The following is an 18,634-nucleotide window of genomic DNA, read 5'->3' as shown; positions in this document are numbered from 1 at the left end:
GCTTGTGAATTTCTATGGTATAGAATTAGCTGAAAATGGTATGTTGAGTCAAAGAATTATTGTAAATTAACTAGTATGTCTTCTTCCAAACAGCAATCTCTCCAATCTGCTATCCCTGTGGAAAAAATTCGCTACGATGATCAGGGTTTAGTGCCGGCTATTATCCAAGATTATTTGGATGGTACTGTACTCATGATGGCGTGGATGAATCAAGAATCATTACAAAAGACTTTAGAAACTGGGGAAACTTGGTTTTGGAGTCGCTCTCGTCAGCAATTTTGGCATAAGGGCGAGACTTCTGGACATATTCAGAAGGTGCAAAGTATTCGTTATGATTGTGATAGCGATGCTCTATTGGTAGGGGTGGAGCAGTTAGGTGATGTTGCTTGTCATACTGGGGAACGTAGTTGTTTTCATCAGGTTGATGGGACGGTAACACCACCACCAGGGGATAGTCTATCACAGTTGTATGAGGTGATCTGCGATCGCCGTGATCATCCCAATGAAAGTTCTTATACCTGTAAGTTATTGGCTGGTGGTGATAATAAGATTTTGAAAAAGATTGGTGAAGAAAGCGCCGAGGTAGTCATGGCTTGTAAGGATGATGATGCCGATGGTATTGCTGGTGAGGTTGCAGATTTGTTTTATCATACCCTCGTAGCTTTAGCACATCACAAAGTTGATTTAAAAGCAGTTTATCGCAAGTTGCAGGAACGGCGGAAATAACCAATAACAACTCAATACTATCTGAAGTTGTCTGCTTCTGTGCAGGGTATCCCCGACTGATTGATTCTGACTCCTAACTCCTAACTCGGTGACTCGGTGACTCCTTCTTCATCTTCCGCAAGTCTGCCTACACAAAGCATTGTAATATCATCAAACTGTGGAGCATCAGCAACAAAAGCAAATAAATTAGTTCTAATAGAATTGAGCAAATCCTTAGCCGAACTGGATGGCTGCTCCAGAATATCTCGCAGTCGCTTGTCTGTAAATAACTTACCTTCAGGGTTTTTGCCTTCAGTCACACCGTCAGTATAACCAATCAATATATCACCGGGTTCAAGCTGAACTTGCTGGATTTTAAATTTACTCCCAGTCATCATCCCTACCGCTGGCCCAGTGGATTTAAGAATATTCTTCACACCAGATTGGTTAACAATAAACAGTGGTTCATGTCCACCATTAATATAAGTAAGTATTCCCGTTTCCGGTTCTAGAACACCAAAAAACATGGTGGCAAACATACTCATTTGCCAGTGATTTTGGGCAACATATTCATTTGTTCTGGAAACTGCTTGCAGCGCATTTAGGTGATCTAAATTTTTGAAGTCAGACTCACCAATCCAACCACCAATGGGCTGATTGTCCTCAAGAATTTGATAAGCCAGTCCACGCAATTGCGTTTCTGAAGAAAAAACACGGATTAAACTCCGCATTAAAGCCATGAATAATGCTGCTCCTACCCCTTTATCACATACATCCGCAATTACGAGTCCTACCTGATTATTAGGAAGTTCAAAAGTATCGTAGAAGTCTCCAGCTACTTGACGGGCTGGATAAAAACAAGCAGCAATTTCCCAATTAGGCAATTTAACCAATTCGTAGGGGAGAAAATCAATCTGTATTTGTCGTCCCTTTTCTAGTTCAGCATCAAGAGCTTTGGAATATTTATCAAGTTTGGAGTACAGACGAGCATTTTCCAAGACTAAAGCCATCTGGTCGGCCGTTAGCAGCATCAGATTAGCTGTTTCTTGACTAAAATGCCCCGGTTGAGAATGCAATAAAGTAATAATACCGAGTAATTCTTCACCCCTGATAATGGGAACAGCCAAAGCCGAACGGACAATGTAAGGCTGATTAGGCAAGGTAAGCCAGCGATCATCATTTTCAGTATCCGTAATTAATCCTAGTTCACGGTGACGGATTACCCAACCAGCTAAACCCTTATCTAATACATTACCAATCAGATTCTTGCGTTGTTCTGACGTTACTTCTGTGCGTGACAAAATTGCGTCTGCTACCTTTCCAGAAGGTTCAAGCAAGAACAAACTACCTTTTTCCGAGTTAGTTTGATCCGTGGCCACATCTAATGTATTCTGTAATGCTGATTTTAGTACCTCCCCTTCCGTTGAAGAGCGGGCCATTGATACTAATTTTTCTAGCAAATGACTTTGAGCCTTGAAAACAGCTTTTTCATTTCTGAGTTTTGCTACTTCGCAGCGGAGTGATTCTAGTTCTTTGTAATCTACTGTTTGAGTTTGATTGTTAAAATTCATAAAACCTCGCGGTATGCGGGAAACTCAGTGGCTTTAGCCGGTGAGAGGGAAGCGACACGAGTGAATTTATTCACTGTGGTATTTAAATGCTGATTTTTGAATGGATATAATCCCGGGAACCAGCAAACCCGTTCAAGTCCCCTCGCCCAACTAATCCAAAATGTCTTGTCTTTAACCAACGACTTAACAAACAGTCTTGCAGATAATCCGATAGCGTAGCGTGGCGTAAGCCATACTGGGGAAGTATTCGGAAGTGCGTATCAGGATTAGTCTCAATGGGCTAGTCGCTGCTTGTGTTGTAAAGTTTGTTCTTTACAAGCTCAATCCCTTTAGGGTTGAGTCAGTGACATTCCCCCTAAGCAAATGATTCCCACCATGAACTTGTAAACTGAGTTGTCTCAAAAATTAGATGCTTAATACCTGTATGTTTTCTATTGTGCAAATGCTTAACCTACTAACTTAGATTAATCGGGGCTGAATTAACTCAATATACCCTAAACAAACATCTATAAACTCGTCTATTTGCAATTGACAATAAAAATGTTGCGATTTTTATTTCCTTCACGTTCATAGAAATATTCATCAACACCTTGAATGGCTAAATATACTCCCAGTCCACCTATGGGACGCTCTGCCAATGGCTTATTTAATTCTTCAACTGCGACAGTCACCTTTTCGTGAGGATCATATTTGGCTCCTGTATCTTCAATACAAATTGTTAAAGTTGATTCCTGAAAAGTCCCAGATATATCTAATTGTCCTTGTAAACCAGCTTCTTCATAGCCATGAATAATTATGTTAGTGGCAATTTCGTCAACTGCTAGACGCAGCTTATAGGTGGCTTTTTTATCCAAGCCCGCTAATTCAGCCGCTTTGATCACATATTTAGCGATCGCTCCTAAAGAGTCTAATGTTCCCGATACGGTTAAACTTTCCATAAACACTGGTTTTGATATTGATCGATAATTCAGTTGAATATTTGCAACTTTCCCAGAAACGAAGATTGATATCTTTTCAAATTTCTAGTGTTGCTAATTTTATCTATGAAAATGATTTTTTGTGATTTCCTAACCCCTGTAGAGACGTTCCATGGAACGTCTCTACAATTAAATTCAGATTGTGTTTGGTGCAATGTCAAATTGCTACAATCTGCTTATTTATTAAGCGTCGTACTCATCTACCAAATAAACACTTTGGTCAAAGCCAGTCTTCGTAATAGTATCTAATACAGTCTCTTGAGTGCCAACCATATAGATTTTTACATCTGTTCCCATCTTTTGTTTAGCGAAGATTAGCACCCGGAGTCCGGCACTGGCCATGTACTCTAGTCCTTGCATCATCAGCACTAAACGTTGAGGATTAAGTTTAGCAGCCTCTTCTACCTTGTCTTTAAAAACTGTTGCTGTACTAGCATCCAGTTCTCCAACTAAGGTAATTTGAGCGATATCTTCACTTGTTTGTAGCGTTACTTCTAAAGCCATAATTTCCTGTTAGTATTTGAATTACAAAAAAGTAGTTGAAAGTTGAAAGTTGGCAAATTTAACTTTGCCAAACTTGAATTTACTTACCTACCAAAATTGCCATAGAGCGATCGCCCAAAAGCAACCCCGATTGATTTTCTAACATTGGTTCAGTCCCAGGTTGCCAACTATCATGCGGTGTTGTAGCCCCAGTATTCGCAAAAATATGCCAATTCATGCCTAAAGGCAAGCCAGGAAGTTCAAACCACATAGATTCCCAGTGCATATTCATAGCCACGTAGATATAATTATCTTCCACTGTGCCTTGCTTGGCGTGTTTTCCACAAAGCATAAAAGCCAGACTGCGGTTAGAATCAGACCAATCTGCATTCCATGCCTGTGTGCCATGCCAAGTGATATCTGCATAACCACTGCCCACATAATCGCGGTTCTGGAAATGCCAGGGACTTCTTAACACTGGGTGGAGATTACGGAAAGCAATACAGTGTTTAAAAAACTTAAACAAATCTGCATTAGTTTCTAATAGTTTCCAGTCTAACCAGTTTAAGTCATTATCGTGGCAATAAGTATTATTATTACCATACTGAGTGCGTCCCACTTCATCACCCATGAGAATCATGGGTACACCTTGACTTACCATCAGCATAGCCAGGGCATTTTTAATTTGCCGACGGCGTAAAGCATTGATACCTGGATCATCTGTTTGACCTTCCCAACCACAGTTCCAGCTATCATTATCATTAGTGCCATCGTTATTATTTTCACCATTAGCCTCATTATGTTTCCCATCGTAGGAAAACAGATCCATCATGGTGAAACCATCGTGTGCCGTAATGAAATTAATTGATGTTGCCGGAGCGCGGCCAGACCAAGCATACAAATCAGGAGAGCCTTGCAAACGTTGAGCAGCATCCCCAACCGTACCATCACCCTTCAAAAACTTACGAATACCATCACGGTATTTACCATTCCATTCTGCCCAACGTCCGTAAGCTGGGAAAGAACCTACTTGGTATAAACCGCCAGCATCCCAAGCTTCAGCAATCAGTTTACACTTAGCCAAAATCGGGTCAAAGGCCAAAGATTCAAGCAGAGGTGGATTTGCTAAAGGTGCGCCCCAAGGGTCACGACCTAAAATAGCCGCCAAGTCAAATCGGAAGCCATCAATATGATATTCTGAAGCCCAGTAACGCAGACAATCTAAAACTATACCGCGAACAATGGGGTTATTACAGTTGAGAGTATTACCAGTCCCGCTAAAGTTGTAATAATACCCTTCTGGGGTCAGCATATAGTAGATCTTATTATCAATCCCTCGAAAAGAAATTGTCGGACCATGCTCATTACCTTCAGCCGTGTGGTTGAAAACTACATCAAGAATTACCTCAATCCCGTTTTTATGTAATTCTTTAACCAGTGTTTTTAACTCATCCACCTGCATCCCAAATTTGCCCGTAGCCGCATAACCAGCCTTGGGGGCAAAAAAACCAACGGTACTGTAACCCCAGTAATTATATAGAGTTTCGCCAGTTTGGGGATTAGGACGACTGTTTTCAAACTCATCAAACTCATAAATAGGCATCAACTCCACAGCGTTGACACCCAACTCTTTGAGATAAGAAATTTTGTCCCTGATACCCGCAAATGTTCCCTGATGCTTGTCTTTCACACCAGATGAAGGATGACGGGTAAAACTGCGAACGTGCATTTCATAGATGACTTGATCCTCTGGGGGAATTTCCAACGGACGATCATTTTCCCAGTCAAAATCATCAAAAGCAATTCTCGCCCGATGGTGATAAATATCATTCCAGTCTGGAGTTACACCCCAAACATCCCGACCACCAATAATCTTGGCGTAGGGGTCCATCAAGACTTTGCTAGTATCAAACCAATGACCTTCCTGGAAACTATTCGGACCATCCATCCGATAGCCATATTCCAGATTTTCATAATCCAGGTCAAAGACAGTCATGCAATAAACATTACCAATCCGAAATTCTTCAGGAAAAGGAATTTCTGCTAATGGTTTCTTGGCGTGTCTTTCAAATAGAACTAGAGTACAGGATTTGGCATAACTCGAAAAGATCGAGAAGTTAACCCCTCCTGGAACTAGGGTTGCACCAAACGGAAATGGTTTTCCGTTGCGTAATTTAAACCCTTCATAAGTATGCGTTGGATGAACATCAATTCTTTCCATTAAACTTTTCCTTATTTGAGGGCTGCTAATCCTGCTTCCAGGTTTTCAGTAGTGACAAAATGTTCTAGGAATCCAGTTACATCCATTGTATCTTTAACATCTTGTACCAAACCCACAAGCACCAGTTTTCCTTCTTTGGATGCTGCTTGCCGATGTACACTTAACAAAGTTCGCAAACCCGCACTGGACATATAAGGTACAGCAGTCATATCGAGCAGAATTTTACTTCCTGGTTCTACTAGTGGTAAAACTTTTTTTGTCACCGATTGTGCTGTACTGGCATCTATATCACCCTTCACCACAACTATGTTTATGTCTTCAATCGTTGTGATATTAATCTCAATTTTAGTTTCTTCCATCTTGCCAACTTCCGGTAGATTTATACTTAGATATGGGGAAGAGGTGAGAAACACTCCTCCCTTTTTTCTCTCTCTAGTTATACAGGCACAATCTGTACCTTAACTTTAACCCGTTCGCTGGTTTTGGGTAATGTGACAGTTAAAGCTTCTGCATCGAAATTGCTATAAGGTTCGCCGTCAATTTCGCACTTACCAATTTTTACGCTACCGGGTGGTAAAATATCAGGTGATACTCGCAGAATATCGTCAGGGAATCCACCGGGAATAGGCTTAAAGTAGAAGTCCATAGGCTGCTTAGTAATTAGCAGGTTTGTATAAACTGCTGCTAAATAACATAATTCAAAGGAGTGATAACCACTCATGGAGTGAGAACCTTTACCCCGTTCGTTACCCCCAGCTAGATAGGGAATACCGTTAGCTAAAACGTTGAAATAAACCCCACCCTCTTCTAAATCTAAGAACCAAGCGTTATAAAATGCTGCGGATTCACGAGCCAAGCGGTGATATTCTTTGTTATCCAGAATACCTGCGAGAATTTGATAGGCTAAGATAGCTTGTTCCTGTTGCCACCAAGCTTTGCGATCATGCCAAACAAAGCGATAATGCTCTTCACCTTCTGCTAGGGTGCGTTCTACAACGTCGTACCAGCCACCACGTTGCTGATCACTACCCACTGCTGGCATGACATCAGCAATTTTTTGAGCGAGATTGACATAGCTATCCTTAGCTTTGAGGCTTTGCATCCGCATCAAATTCCAGGCAATTTTCAGGTTGTGACCGACGACAGCGCGGTTTTGTTGCCAACCCCAAGATGTGTCTTTAGACCAGTCTTGGAAGAAACGTTCTTGGACAAATGGACTATTTTCGTCGTCAGGGAAATGCTTTTCGATAGTGTCAAAAGTAGACTCCAACATATCAGCATATTCTTGTTTACCTGTCGCTAACCACAGGTTAATTAGGTAAGCTGGAGCATGATCACCGACGGAGTTCCAGTTTTTTGTTCCCTTGTTCTGTCCTAATGAGTCGCTGAGAGGATCTAATGTCAATGGATCGAGGTGAGAGAAATATCCGCCCTGTTCACTTTTATCGAGTAGAAACTCGTTAAATAGCTTAATGGTTTTCTCCGTGTCATCCATAATGCGGGGATCACCAGTACACCGATAGGTTTGAATCGGACCCGCTAGGGCGTAAATTTGTTCATAAGCAGGGATAGCATAGTAATCATCCCCAAATTCAGAAGCAAAGATTTTATCTTCTTTTTCTCCCTTGACATCAATACCGTGATACCAGTAGACAATCCCTTCGTCTAAGTCTACAAACCTCATGTGTTCCCGCAGGTACTCAGTCCCATTTTCAGCAGCTTTGAGGAAGCTATCATTCCCTGTCATCAAGAAAGCAGTCGCAAAACCATAGACTAGACGAGAAATAGTATCGGTTTCTTGGCGGAAATTGGTGGTTGATTGTACACCACTGAGATTTAAAGTAGTGCGATACCTGCGGTAGTCGTAGTCACCATCGCCAAATTGAGCTTTGAGGTAAAATTTACCTAAAGCATTCACCTGTTTTATCCACCAATCTTGTTTCTCGAAAACGTAATCTGTTTTCTGACGACCAGCAAAAACTATCTGTTTAGCATCAAAGATATCTTTATCTGGATAAAATACCCCGTATGTAAACAAATACCTTCCTGGTAATAGCATAGCTCTCATGCTGGCAGTTGCATCAGGATAGCCTTCATCAAAGTTTTGAATTAACTTCGCATAGGCCATGGGACTGATTTTAACTTCAAATTCTCTGCCATCAGAAGTTTTTAGTCCAAAGGTATCGCTATTACCGTCATATTCGGTAACGTAGCCAGCGATGAGGTCAGAAAAGGTAAAATCTACCTTGGTAGTCATAAGATATCCTCGTTTTGTTAAGAATTGATTGGGTTAAATTACGTACGTACAGGACTAATTTTTTTCAATTTCTTGGACAAAAATTTCCATAAATTGGTCAACCATGCCGGGATGTTTGCCTGTAATCAGATTACCATCAATGACTAAATCTGTAGTAACATCACCTTCATAAATAACATCTGCTCCAGCATTTTCTACATCACAGATGATGTTATGAGCGCAGGTGACTTTTTTACCTTTAATTAGGTCTGGATCTGCACAAAATAGCCATAAGCTATGGCAAATTGTCCCTAATTTAACTTTATCTTCAGCGACGGCATCACGCAGAAAAACCACGGCTGGAGCTTGATTTTTTTGCCCTTTTTTGACATTGACTTCATATCGGAGTCTATCCATTGCATAGGCTCCGATACAAATAATGCCTTTATAGTCGCTGGGTTTTACGTCTTTAACTTCTGTGCTGACAGTGACATGATATTCTACTTGATCATTTTCGGGGTTGGAACCAAAGTGTAGTTCTTTGTTGCCCCAAAGATGGGAAATATACTCTACTTCATAACCCTGTTCAGGAAAATATTCATTAAAACGGCGGAACTCTGTGCCGTCAAAATGTTCTTCAACGAGTACACCGATTTTACCTTTACTAGTAGCTGTCATCTAAATTTTAATCCTTGGTGATTTGGAAAATTAAGAGAATTGTAAAAACTGTATGACAGAGTGAAAAAATACAATAGTTTAGAGGTAAGGGTAAACAACCGTTTACCCCTAGTTAATGCTGCTTAAATCAAGAATATTGCAGATCAATAAATTTCTTGATTTGGGGTAACTTTAAGCTGTGGCTTGGTGATAAATCTCGTATAGATGTCCGTCTGGAGAGATTTCTTGGAATATTTTTGGTTCGAGCGATCGCATTTTACCATCAATGGATTTCTTAAAGAATTCTGGGCTTTCCCACTGGGAATAGTTGATCACTCTAGTACCATCTAAACTTCTGTGCAAAGTGGAGGAAATAAAGCCTGGTTGGTATTTAACGTGGTTTTCCATGTAATCAACAATGCTCTTTAAAATCTCTTGTTGTTTCCATGTTTCGACTTCAAATACCACAATTACTGGAAACACTTGGGAAGCCTTTTCTTTATCCAGCGCAACGGATTTACCAGCAGCTTCACCCCAAGGAGACATATCAGCATAAACGCGCCATTCGCTGACCTTGTTGCCCCGCATTCGATAGATATCACAGCAAGCTACTGTCACGTGTTTCTTACTGCCCACCATTTCATATTCAGCGTCCATTTCAATGGTGATGATGTCTGGCTCTATCCAAATTTTTCGAGCCTCATGACCATAAAACTTAGCAGTAGTTTTAAAGGTGTGTTTAAAGAAGTCTACAACTGCATTTGGTCCATACATTGGCTCACCTGAACCAACTTTATAAAATAGATCATCTGTCAGGTAAGTTTTGACTTTTTCCCAATCTTCCGCCATGATTGCGGCTGATAGTTCCCCAACTACTTGTAACTGTTCTGACGGCATTTCCATATTCCCATCTACTGACCACTTTGGTCCGGCAATTGACCATTTAGGAATAAATCCTTGAGATACTCTTTGTTTACCTTCAGGATGTTCGGCAAAATGTCTTCTCATTGTGCCGGGAGGAAGCATTTGCTGTCCTTTGCTAACTGTTAATACAGAAGCAGATTCAGGAACGGGAATTGAGGGATTAAATACAGGATTTACATCCATAAAAATCCGCAATTCACTGAATTTATCTTCCTCAACTCGGAAGATATCAAAACAAGGCAGTGAAACAACTGAGCCATCTTTGCGCCAGTATGTCACGTCCATTTCTACGAATACCGCATCTCCTTCTTCCCAGATCATTTTGATCTCGTGGTATACGGCATCAATTTGACTAAAGAAAGCATCGGCTGATTTTTTAATATCTGCTTTATTTAAACAGACATCAAAATTACCAAATTGATAAACTGGTGTGTCGGTAAAGAAAGTAATGAAACCTTCAGCATCAAAAGCTTCACCTCTGGAAAACAAGCGTTTTACTAAGTCTGTATTAGTTCCAGAAATACTCTCTATGCTGGCAGTTTCGGCATTATCAGTTGCGCCTTGTGCCATCAAATCACCCATCATTGACTCCACAACTTGGCCAAAAACCATATGAACTTTGCCAAGTGCTGCTGCCAATTCTTGCTGACTTAATTCATAGCCGTTTTCTCTAGCAATCTTGACAAACTGTTCAGCCGTATTAGCAGAATGCAGTTGCTGTTGTAGATTGGGTTGATCAAAAGCTGCTTGTAATAGGTCTATTACTTTATGTGACATAACTATTCTCCTAAATGATTTCAGTTCAGTTTTGCCACGGGGTCATATCAGCATAAACTCGCCATTCACTGACCTTATTTCCCCGCATCCGATAGATATCACAACAGGCAACTACCACGTGTTTCTTACTGCCCACCATTTCATATTTAGCGTCCATTTCAATGGTGATGATGTCTGGTTCTATCCAAATTTTTCGAGCATCATGACCATAAAACTTAGCAGTAGTTTTAAAGGTGTGTTTAAAGAAATCTACAACTGCATTGGGTCCATACATTGGCTCACCTGAACCAACCTTATAAAACAGGTCATCTGTCAGGTAAGTTTTGACTTTTTCCCAATCTTCAGCCATGATTGCGGCTGATAGTTCCCCAACTACTTGTAATTGTGGTGATGGCGGTTGAACACCATCTATAGGCCATTTTGGCCCGGCAATTGACCATTTAGGAATAAATCCTTGGGCTACTCTTTGTTTACCTTCAGGATGTTCGGCAAAATGTCTCCTCATGGTGTCGGGAGGAACCATTTTTTGTCCTTTGCTAACTGTTAACACAGAAGCAGATTTAGGCACAGGAATTGTAGGGTTAAATACGGGATTTACATCCATAAAAATCCGCAGTTCGCTGAATTTATCTCCTTCAACTCGGAAGATGTCACTACAAGGAAGTGAGATAACTGAGCCATCTTTACGCCAATAGAGAACATCCATTTCTACGAAGACGACGTTGCCGACTTCCCAGATCATTTTGATTTCGTGGTAAACCGCATCAATTTGACTAAAGAAAGCATCGGCTGATTTTTTGATGGCTTCTTTATTCAAACAGACATCAAAGTTACCAAATTGATAAACTGGTGTATCTGTAAAAAAAGCAATGAAACCTTCGGCATCAAAGGCTTCCCCTCTGGAGAATAATCGCTTTACTAAGTCTGTATTTGTTCCGGGAAATTGTTTGGACATGGAGATAGTTCCATTATTGGTTGCTGTTAAATTGCCAGAGTTGTGATTTTGCATCTGGTCAATTTGAGGATGTTGGCCGTTTCCTGTGTGATTGAAGTTGGTAACTATTGCTTCTGGAAAGGTGAATGTAGTGCCGTTGGCTTGGTTATATTCTGCCATTCCTTTTTGGAAGCTGGTTTTAACTTTACGGGTAACTTGGTTAAATTCCAATTGTTCCCCATTTGGTCCTTTGCAGTAGAACAAAGACCAACCTTCCATTGGGTCATGACTCCAATCTATTTCTGGTTCTCCTGCTGCTAAAGACTCTGGTTCGTTCCAAAATTTAAAAGAATTATATCTGAGGGCAACGGCTCTTCTTTCGGCTTCAGATTTGACGTGGACAACTCGGTTACAAACGACGTTTGTCATCCCTCTTTTATGACATTCTGCTTCTAACATATTGGCAAAAACATTCAAATCAACGCCTTCTTTGACGTTGAAAGAAATGTGCATGGCATTGACATTACCAATGTGGGAAGGAATGGTAGGAACTGAAGCATGAGAGGCATGAGGTTTACCCGCTTCTCGGAAGTAGATTAGTTCTACAGCGGTGTTACCAAAAGAAATAAACTTGACATCTAATGCGTCTTCTTTGGTGCTTCTGAGATGGGGAATAGTTAGGTTTTTTGGATCAATACCTTTGGCGATCGCATCTAGTTCTTCTTGTTGAAAAAGAGTATTTTGAATGACATCACCGACTAACTCATTTTCACCAGCAACTAATTTCCCTCCTAATATTTCTGTGTAAAATTCGAGGGATTGTTTCATGTCATCAACTGTGACACCGACGTGTTGAACGCCTTGCAACAAATGACCTAAACCAGAAGTAGTCAAGGGGGTATGCTTTAAATCAGTTTGACCATTGTTGATTAAACCTTTGCCATTAGTTTGACCACCAACCATTAAGGTAACAATATCATTTTTGATTTGATTAGCAGCTCCAATTTTAGTAATTAACTCTGCTACTTTGGCACTCCGTTGACCTGCCAGGGTCATTTGACCATCGTAAACAAAGGTATAAGCTGTTCTTTCGGGAAATGGCTGAATTTGTTGAATATATTTAGCGGCATCTTTTATGGCTGCTGAATACTCGGAAGAGGCAAAAAATTTCTCTCTTTCTAGATGATTAGCAAAGGCAATTTCATAAGCTGCATGATATTGCTTTTCGGCTGGTTCATAATGACCAACTCCTGCTGCATCTGGACGAGAATTATCTACTTCTTCAAATAAATGTAGTCGGAATTTGAGGACGGAATCACTACTGCTAACTTTGGGGGCAAAAGTTTCGGTGAGATAACGTCGAAAAGCTTCTGTACTTGCACCATTAGCTTTTTTCACCATGACGTGAAATTTGATTGCGCCAACTTCGCCGTTGGGATCGCCGTTAGGAATCCTATCTATGTATGTAATAGAATTGCCAGGACTGCTGTTATAACCGATGGCTTTGCGGAATAAGTTGTGTTCATCATCCATCAGAATGGCAGAAGCTGTAAACCATTTTTGACGGTCTGCATCACTGGCAAATGTTAACTCGGCAATACCATCAAAGTTATCTTCTGAGTCTGTTGTATCGTCTAAACCAGGAATCTCTGGACAGAATCCACCTTGGTTATGAGCTACATGAAACTGCCAATATTGATGTTGTCCAGGTAATCTGGCACAAACTGGCCCATGTACGTCTTTCCAATAGTTATCAAAAAGCTCTAGAGAGATGCCGTGTCTTTTCCACAGGAGTACATAAAAGGCGACTTTCCCTTCTTGATCCCGGTCTGAATAATCTGCTGTGATTGCCTTTCTACTCATTGTCAGCATTTCTGCTATCCTTGGTGTGCTATTTGCATGATCAAAAATCAAATTCAGGTTAGCAAAGCAAGCCGCAACTTTATTGAATCCCGCATAAGGACAAAGAAACAAAAGCAGTTCTTCAATTTCTGCGCGAGTTGCACCTTGCTGGAGAGCCATGTTTACATGAGCAGCGAAAGGGTTGCCAGGACCTCTATGATCCTGATTAACAACATCAATAGCGATGGTAATCAAAGCCTTAGTTTTTTGGTCAATTAATGGCAAACCCCAACCTTCACCTGCGACCCGAATGACAAAATCACCAAATTTGGGATTAATTTGTTTTAGACCTTTTTGAAGTTCAAGGTCATCCAAAACCGCGTTTTTGTCCACTCGCTCCTGTTGCATTTTAAGCAGTAGTGATCAAAGTCAATAATTCATTAGCAGCAAAAACATCACGATAGAAAGTTAGTTGCTCTGTCTTCAAATAGCAAGCACCACGATGTCCACGACGCACCCAAGTTACATTACCTTTAGCTAATGTTTCGTTGGTTTCATCATCCACACACTTCCATTCAAAGTAAGTATGTTCACCAAAAAACATGACAATTGGCCAGCACATTGTCACTCCTGGTTGAGCAATTAAAGCCCACCAATGTTTTTCTCTTTCTTTTTGTTGTTCTAAACCTTGGTATGGTCCATCCTGACAAAAATAAACTAGATCATCACGATATTCTCCAGTTAAGATATCGCCTCTTCCTTGTCTTAAGGCTTCACAATGGGTAGGCCACCAATCTCTGTTTTCTTGTTCTATTTGTGCGAGGGTGTAATACGGACCAATTTCTGGTAATTTTGGTTCTTTCATCGCTACAATTCTTTCTCCATCCTCGATCAGTTTTTTGGCTACGTAAGGAGTAACTAAACCGGGACGAGAATAATCGGCTGATAAGCCAGTATAATAACTTGTTCTTTTTTTCATTGCTTTTGGCTGGTTTTGGCTGGTTTGGGAAGAAGATCCGTTGGTTTGTTGACTGTAAAGAGTTTGATTTAGCATGAGAGATTCTATGTCTTCTTGAATTTGATTAACTGCACCAATTTCTGTGATCAGTTCTGCTACGGAGGAACTGCGTTTTCCAGCCAGAGTCATATCACCTTCATAAACAAAGGTATAAGCTGATCTTTCAGGAAATGGTTGGATTTGTTTAATATATTTAGCGGCATCTTTTACTGCTGCTAAATATTCAGAAGATGCGAAAAACTTTTCTCTTTCTAGATGATTAGCAAAGGCAATTTCATAAGCTGCATGATATTGCTTTTCGGCTGGTTCATAATGACCAACTCCTGCTGCATCTGGACGAGAATTATCTACTTCTTCAAATAAATGTAGTCGGAATTTGAGGATGGAATCACTACTGCTAACTTTAGGGGCAAAAGTTTCGGTGAAATAACGCCGAAAAGCTTCCGTACTTGCACCATTGGCTTTTTTCACCATGACGTGAAATTTGATCGCGCCACTTTCGCCGTTGGGATCGCCTGTAGGTATTCTATCTATGTATGTAATAGAATTGCCAGGATTGCTGTTGTAACCGATGGCTTTACGAAATAGGTTATGTTCGTCATCCATGAGGATGGCTGAGGCTGTAAACCATGTCTGACGATCTGCGTCACTAGCAAATGTTAGCTCGGCAATCCCATCAAAATTATCTTCTGAGTCATTTGTATAGTCTAGTCTGGGAATTTCTGGATAGAAACCACCTTGATTATGTCCTACATGAAATTGCCAGTATTGATGCTGTCCTGGTAATCTCGCACAAACTGGTCCGTGTACGTCTCTCCAATAGTCATCAAAAAGCTCTAGGGAGATTCCTTGTCTTTTCCACAGGAGTACATAAAAGGCTACTTTTCCTTTTTGATCCCGTGCTGAATAATCAGTTTTGATTGCGTTATTAATTGCTGAAAGCATTATTGCTGTCCTTTTTCCACCAATACTTAAATTTCAATTACTGTTGATGTTACTTTGATGAAAATAAAGGCTAAAAGCTGATAATAATTAAGTTTTACAAATCAAGCGATCGCCTATATTTACACTCGGACTTATTTTCTACCACTAGACAGAGGCAGAATATTTGAAAAAGTTTATTCAGCGACAAGGTTGAAGTCGTTTAATGCAATTGTCTCAAACTAAAAGTGAGTTGTTATGTCTGTTTTTTTAAGGTTAATAATTATCATTTCTATATTAACTCTTACAGTGGCATACAACTGAACTTTTCTTTGTGAAAAAATAGGATTTTATTTTTCCCAAATATCCGTGTTTCTGCACTTCAATAATTACACTTTCTTTAACTACAAATCAAGGTTAGCCGATTCCAGAATTACACCGAAAATTATTTTCTCATAATTTCATTCAAAGCCCCAAAGCAGCCTGCAACTTTATTAAATCCTGCATAAGCGCAAAGAAACAATAACAGTTCTTCGATTTCTTCAGGAGTTGCTCCCTGTTTGAGAGCCATACCGACATGAGCACCAAAGGGGCTTCCAGGTCCTGCTTGTCCTTGGTTGACGACATCAACAGCAATGGTAATCAAGGCTTTGGTTTTTTGGTCAATTAATGGCAGTCCCCAAGCTTCACCTGCTACTCGCGTAACAAAATCACCAAATTTCGGATTTATCTGTTTTAAAGCCTCTTGAAGTTCTAAATCATCTAAAACGGCATTTTCATACTTCATAGCTTGACTTTTCCTAATTATCTTGGCATCTATCAACTATGTAACAATTGAGATTTACAATTCTAGTTCCGTAATCAGAAACCAAGATTTGTTAGCCGTTCTATAAAACTTACCCAAAATTACCAAAGTCTAGACACATCTGGACAGCGATAATCTTAGTGTTTATTTCCTGCTTCATCGCGGTCTTAGAATGACTTCTAATCTTGTTTGCCCGCTCCACAGACAATCTCGGTAGAACTTACCGTTTCTGACCGTAGTTCCTAAAAAGAACCCTCTATCAAGGTATCCACTGGATTTTGAATTCTATTCTCAATTAATGGTTAACTAACCTTTTTTGAGTATACAGCATAAACTCGGAATATTATGTTGTAGTTTATAATTGCCACCAATGTTTTATCAGAAAAGGAACAAATGTATTTTTTTACTCCTTTTTTATCAATTTACCTCCGTAATCACCGTTTGTGACAGTCAAGGGTGCGGAATGTGGGATTTAACTTGTAACTAAATTAAGATTAGGTTAACAATTCTTACTTGTTGGTAAAAAGGCTGGGATTATTTCTCACACTTTTTACCGATAATTTGGTTGATATTGCTTAATTATACTAAACACATTTGGGACATGGACTTTTACGAAATTACTAGATTTTTAAGGGTTTAGCACTGCTAAACCCCTACTCACAGAATTAAATGATTAAGCCGTCTAAAAGTTGAATGTTGTTCTCAGCCCACCCATAACAATATCTTTGTTGTCAGCATCTTGATTAGGGGCTGTAATCCAGGTGACAGAAGGAGTAATTGAGATATTGTCTGTAATCTGATGCTTGTAATATGCTTCTATGTGCAATGATTTATCTTTTTTGAATTGTGCGTAAGGTAATTGACTTCTCACATCTGTGAGAGTAGGTTCCATTCCCACAATTAACCCCCCCTGATTCCCTCGCTTAAACAAATCAGGAAAAGCCGTTTGAATTGAGTAAGTCCAGATATCAGCATCCCCTTTACCAATTAGCCTAGCTTTGATTAAGTTAGCCCAACCGCCAATTAGTACCTTGGGACTAATAGCAACATAGCCACCAGCCTGATAAGCATTACTACTAACAGCAGAAGCATCACGGAATAATACACCAGTATCATCAAAGCGATTTGCTAAAGCACTACCTACAAAACCGTTACCTCTAAAAGTTTGACCATTATTAAAACCAAAATTACCAGGAGCAAAGTAGCCGTTCTGGTATAACAATTGTAAAAACAGCCCAGGATTGGGATTATAGTTAATCTGTCCAGACGCTACATAATCTCCGTTAAATAAACCCCCGGCATTGGCATCATTGGCAAAAGTTGATAAATAAGTCAAAGTTAGCACTGTCGAGTCTACAACCTTATAACTGGCAGAAACACCAGATCCAGCACCAACGAGATAAATAGGAGGTGCTTCAGCAAAGGCACTGGTTGGACCACCGCCAATCCGATAATAAGGAGCAAATTTAGATAGTAAAACGGGACTAAAACGATAACGATTAGCAGCTACTACATCTATAACTAAATTCTCTCCGACAGGGAATTGATATTCCAAACCTATAATTCTGACATTTCCTCCAGTATCACCTGAACCAGTGGTATCACTGGCACCTTCTCTGGTAGAACCCACATCTCTACCATTATTGTTTGTAGTTAAATTAGGAAATTCACTGCTGGTAGCACCAAGTGCAGTGAGTAACAAATCCTTACCTGTGAAACTAGTAAGTAACCCCAGGAATAGGTTGTATTGCATATTAGCTTGGGGATTACCATCACCGGAGAAATAGGCATTATTTTGAACTCTTAAATTACCAAATAGTTTAGTAGTAGTAGAGAACTGATTTTCAGATATTTCGGTAGTTTTAGCTTCTAATGTATCTACACGTCCCCGGAGAGTTGCTAGTTCAGAGGAGAAATCTTGTTCTAACCGCTGCAAAGAAACTAAATCAGCTTTGACGACAATATCCTTCGTGCCTGTGGCGATTAATTCTTTAATCCGATCTAAGCAAGCATTTAACCCTGCCGCAAATTCATAACGGCTGATAGCACGGTTTCCACGGAATGTCCCATTAGGATAACCTGCAATACAGCCATAGCGTTCAACTAGGGACTGTAAAGCACCAAAAGCCCAGTCTGTTGGTTGAACATCAGAAAACTGAGCCACACTATTAATTTGTGCCATATCTTGATCGGCACTGCTATCAACTTGATCCAAAATAGGGTTAACAGTAGAGGAACTATCTAGGAGATGATCAACTGAATTGGATAGGGTAGTTGCTTTGCTGCCATTTTGATCTAAAACAGGGCTAACAGTAGAGGAACTATCCAGGAGAGGATCAATTGAATTAGATAGGGTAGTTGATTCAGATGGGGAGGAATTATCTGTCAATACTACCTGAGCAGCAGCAATACTACTTATTAAAGTTGAAGTAGCGATCGCTCCCACGACTACCATTGGACTAGCGAGTAATTTTATTAATGCCAACATTTTATTAATCTCACACCACGTAATCAAAACAATTTTTATGGTTTAAATTCTCATCTGTCATAAGTACATACAGGA

At 40.1% G+C, this 18,634-nt stretch carries 13 protein-coding genes and 3 pseudogenes; 1 reads left to right on the top strand and 15 read right to left on the bottom strand.

Translation table 11 applies throughout. The features are described from left to right. The first annotated feature begins 75 nt into the window (after positions 1-75). Positions 76-726, top strand: a complete 651-nt coding sequence (locus EZY12_02710; protein ID QSX68630.1) for a bifunctional phosphoribosyl-AMP cyclohydrolase/phosphoribosyl-ATP diphosphatase HisIE — start codon at positions 76-78, stop codon at positions 724-726. Between the two features lie 80 nt (positions 727-806). Here EZY12_02710 and EZY12_02705 read toward each other — a convergent pair whose 3' ends face one another. The 15 genes and pseudogenes from EZY12_02705 to EZY12_02635 form a co-directional block, all read right to left on the bottom strand. Beyond that, complete coding sequence (locus tag EZY12_02705) at positions 807-2,276, bottom strand: SpoIIE family protein phosphatase (GenBank protein ID QSX68629.1); 1,470 nt, start codon at positions 2,274-2,276, stop codon at positions 807-809. 518 nt (positions 2,277-2,794) lie between these two features. Then, on the bottom strand, positions 2,795-3,214 hold the full coding sequence (locus EZY12_02700; GenBank protein QSX68628.1) for an ATP-binding protein: 420 nt from the start codon (positions 3,212-3,214) through the stop codon (positions 2,795-2,797). A 222-nt stretch (positions 3,215-3,436) separates the two neighbouring features. Then, the gene (locus tag EZY12_02695) at positions 3,437-3,757 is read right to left on the bottom strand and encodes an anti-sigma factor antagonist (protein ID QSX68627.1); all 321 of its coding nucleotides are present in this window, start codon (positions 3,755-3,757) and stop codon (positions 3,437-3,439) included. A gap of 79 nt (positions 3,758-3,836) precedes the next feature. After that, positions 3,837-5,957, bottom strand: a complete 2,121-nt coding sequence (gene glgX / locus EZY12_02690) for a glycogen debranching protein GlgX (GenBank protein ID QSX68626.1) — start codon at positions 5,955-5,957, stop codon at positions 3,837-3,839. A gap of 11 nt (positions 5,958-5,968) precedes the next feature. Further along, complete coding sequence (locus EZY12_02685; GenBank protein QSX70485.1) at positions 5,969-6,301, bottom strand: STAS domain-containing protein; 333 nt, start codon at positions 6,299-6,301, stop codon at positions 5,969-5,971. Between the two features lie 92 nt (positions 6,302-6,393). Beyond that, a complete protein-coding gene (locus EZY12_02680) occupies positions 6,394-8,214 on the bottom strand; it encodes an AGE family epimerase/isomerase (protein QSX68625.1) in 1,821 nt (606 codons plus the stop codon). A gap of 54 nt (positions 8,215-8,268) precedes the next feature. After that, entirely contained in the window at positions 8,269-8,871 is a 603-nt protein-coding gene (locus tag EZY12_02675) for a DJ-1/PfpI family protein (protein QSX68624.1), read from the bottom strand. 171 nt (positions 8,872-9,042) lie between these two features. After that, entirely contained in the window at positions 9,043-10,551 is a 1,509-nt protein-coding gene (locus EZY12_02670) for a nuclear transport factor 2 family protein (protein ID QSX68623.1), read from the bottom strand. 25 nt (positions 10,552-10,576) lie between these two features. After that, the gene (locus EZY12_02665) at positions 10,577-11,155 is read right to left on the bottom strand and encodes a nuclear transport factor 2 family protein (protein QSX70484.1); all 579 of its coding nucleotides are present in this window, start codon (positions 11,153-11,155) and stop codon (positions 10,577-10,579) included. A 12-nt stretch (positions 11,156-11,167) separates the two neighbouring features. Then, positions 11,168-11,998, bottom strand: a pseudogene (locus tag EZY12_02660) (nuclear transport factor 2 family protein). Between the two features lie 444 nt (positions 11,999-12,442). Next, positions 12,443-13,357: pseudogene (locus EZY12_02655) on the bottom strand (EthD domain-containing protein). Positions 13,358-13,387: 30 nt separating this feature from the next. Further along, positions 13,388-13,735 (bottom strand): annotated as a pseudogene (locus tag EZY12_02650) (carboxymuconolactone decarboxylase family protein). A 1-nt stretch (position 13,736) separates the two neighbouring features. Beyond that, the gene (locus tag EZY12_02645) at positions 13,737-15,290 is read right to left on the bottom strand and encodes an EthD domain-containing protein (GenBank protein ID QSX68622.1); all 1,554 of its coding nucleotides are present in this window, start codon (positions 15,288-15,290) and stop codon (positions 13,737-13,739) included. A 421-nt stretch (positions 15,291-15,711) separates the two neighbouring features. Further along, positions 15,712-16,053, bottom strand: coding sequence for a carboxymuconolactone decarboxylase family protein (locus EZY12_02640; protein QSX68621.1), 342 nt, complete (start codon positions 16,051-16,053; stop codon positions 15,712-15,714). A gap of 700 nt (positions 16,054-16,753) precedes the next feature. Beyond that, positions 16,754-18,559 carry a carbohydrate porin gene (locus EZY12_02635; protein ID QSX68620.1) on the bottom strand — a complete coding sequence of 602 codons (1,806 nt, stop codon included), beginning with the start codon at positions 18,557-18,559 and terminating at the stop codon, positions 16,754-16,756. Between the last annotated feature and the right edge of the window lie 75 nt (positions 18,560-18,634).

It is taken from the genome of Dolichospermum sp. DET69, from assembly GCA_017355425.1.
GTDB lineage: Bacteria > Cyanobacteriota > Cyanobacteriia > Cyanobacteriales > Nostocaceae > Dolichospermum.
Note: the sequence above shows the minus strand (reverse complement) of the source record. Positions and strands in the feature narration are given on the sequence as shown.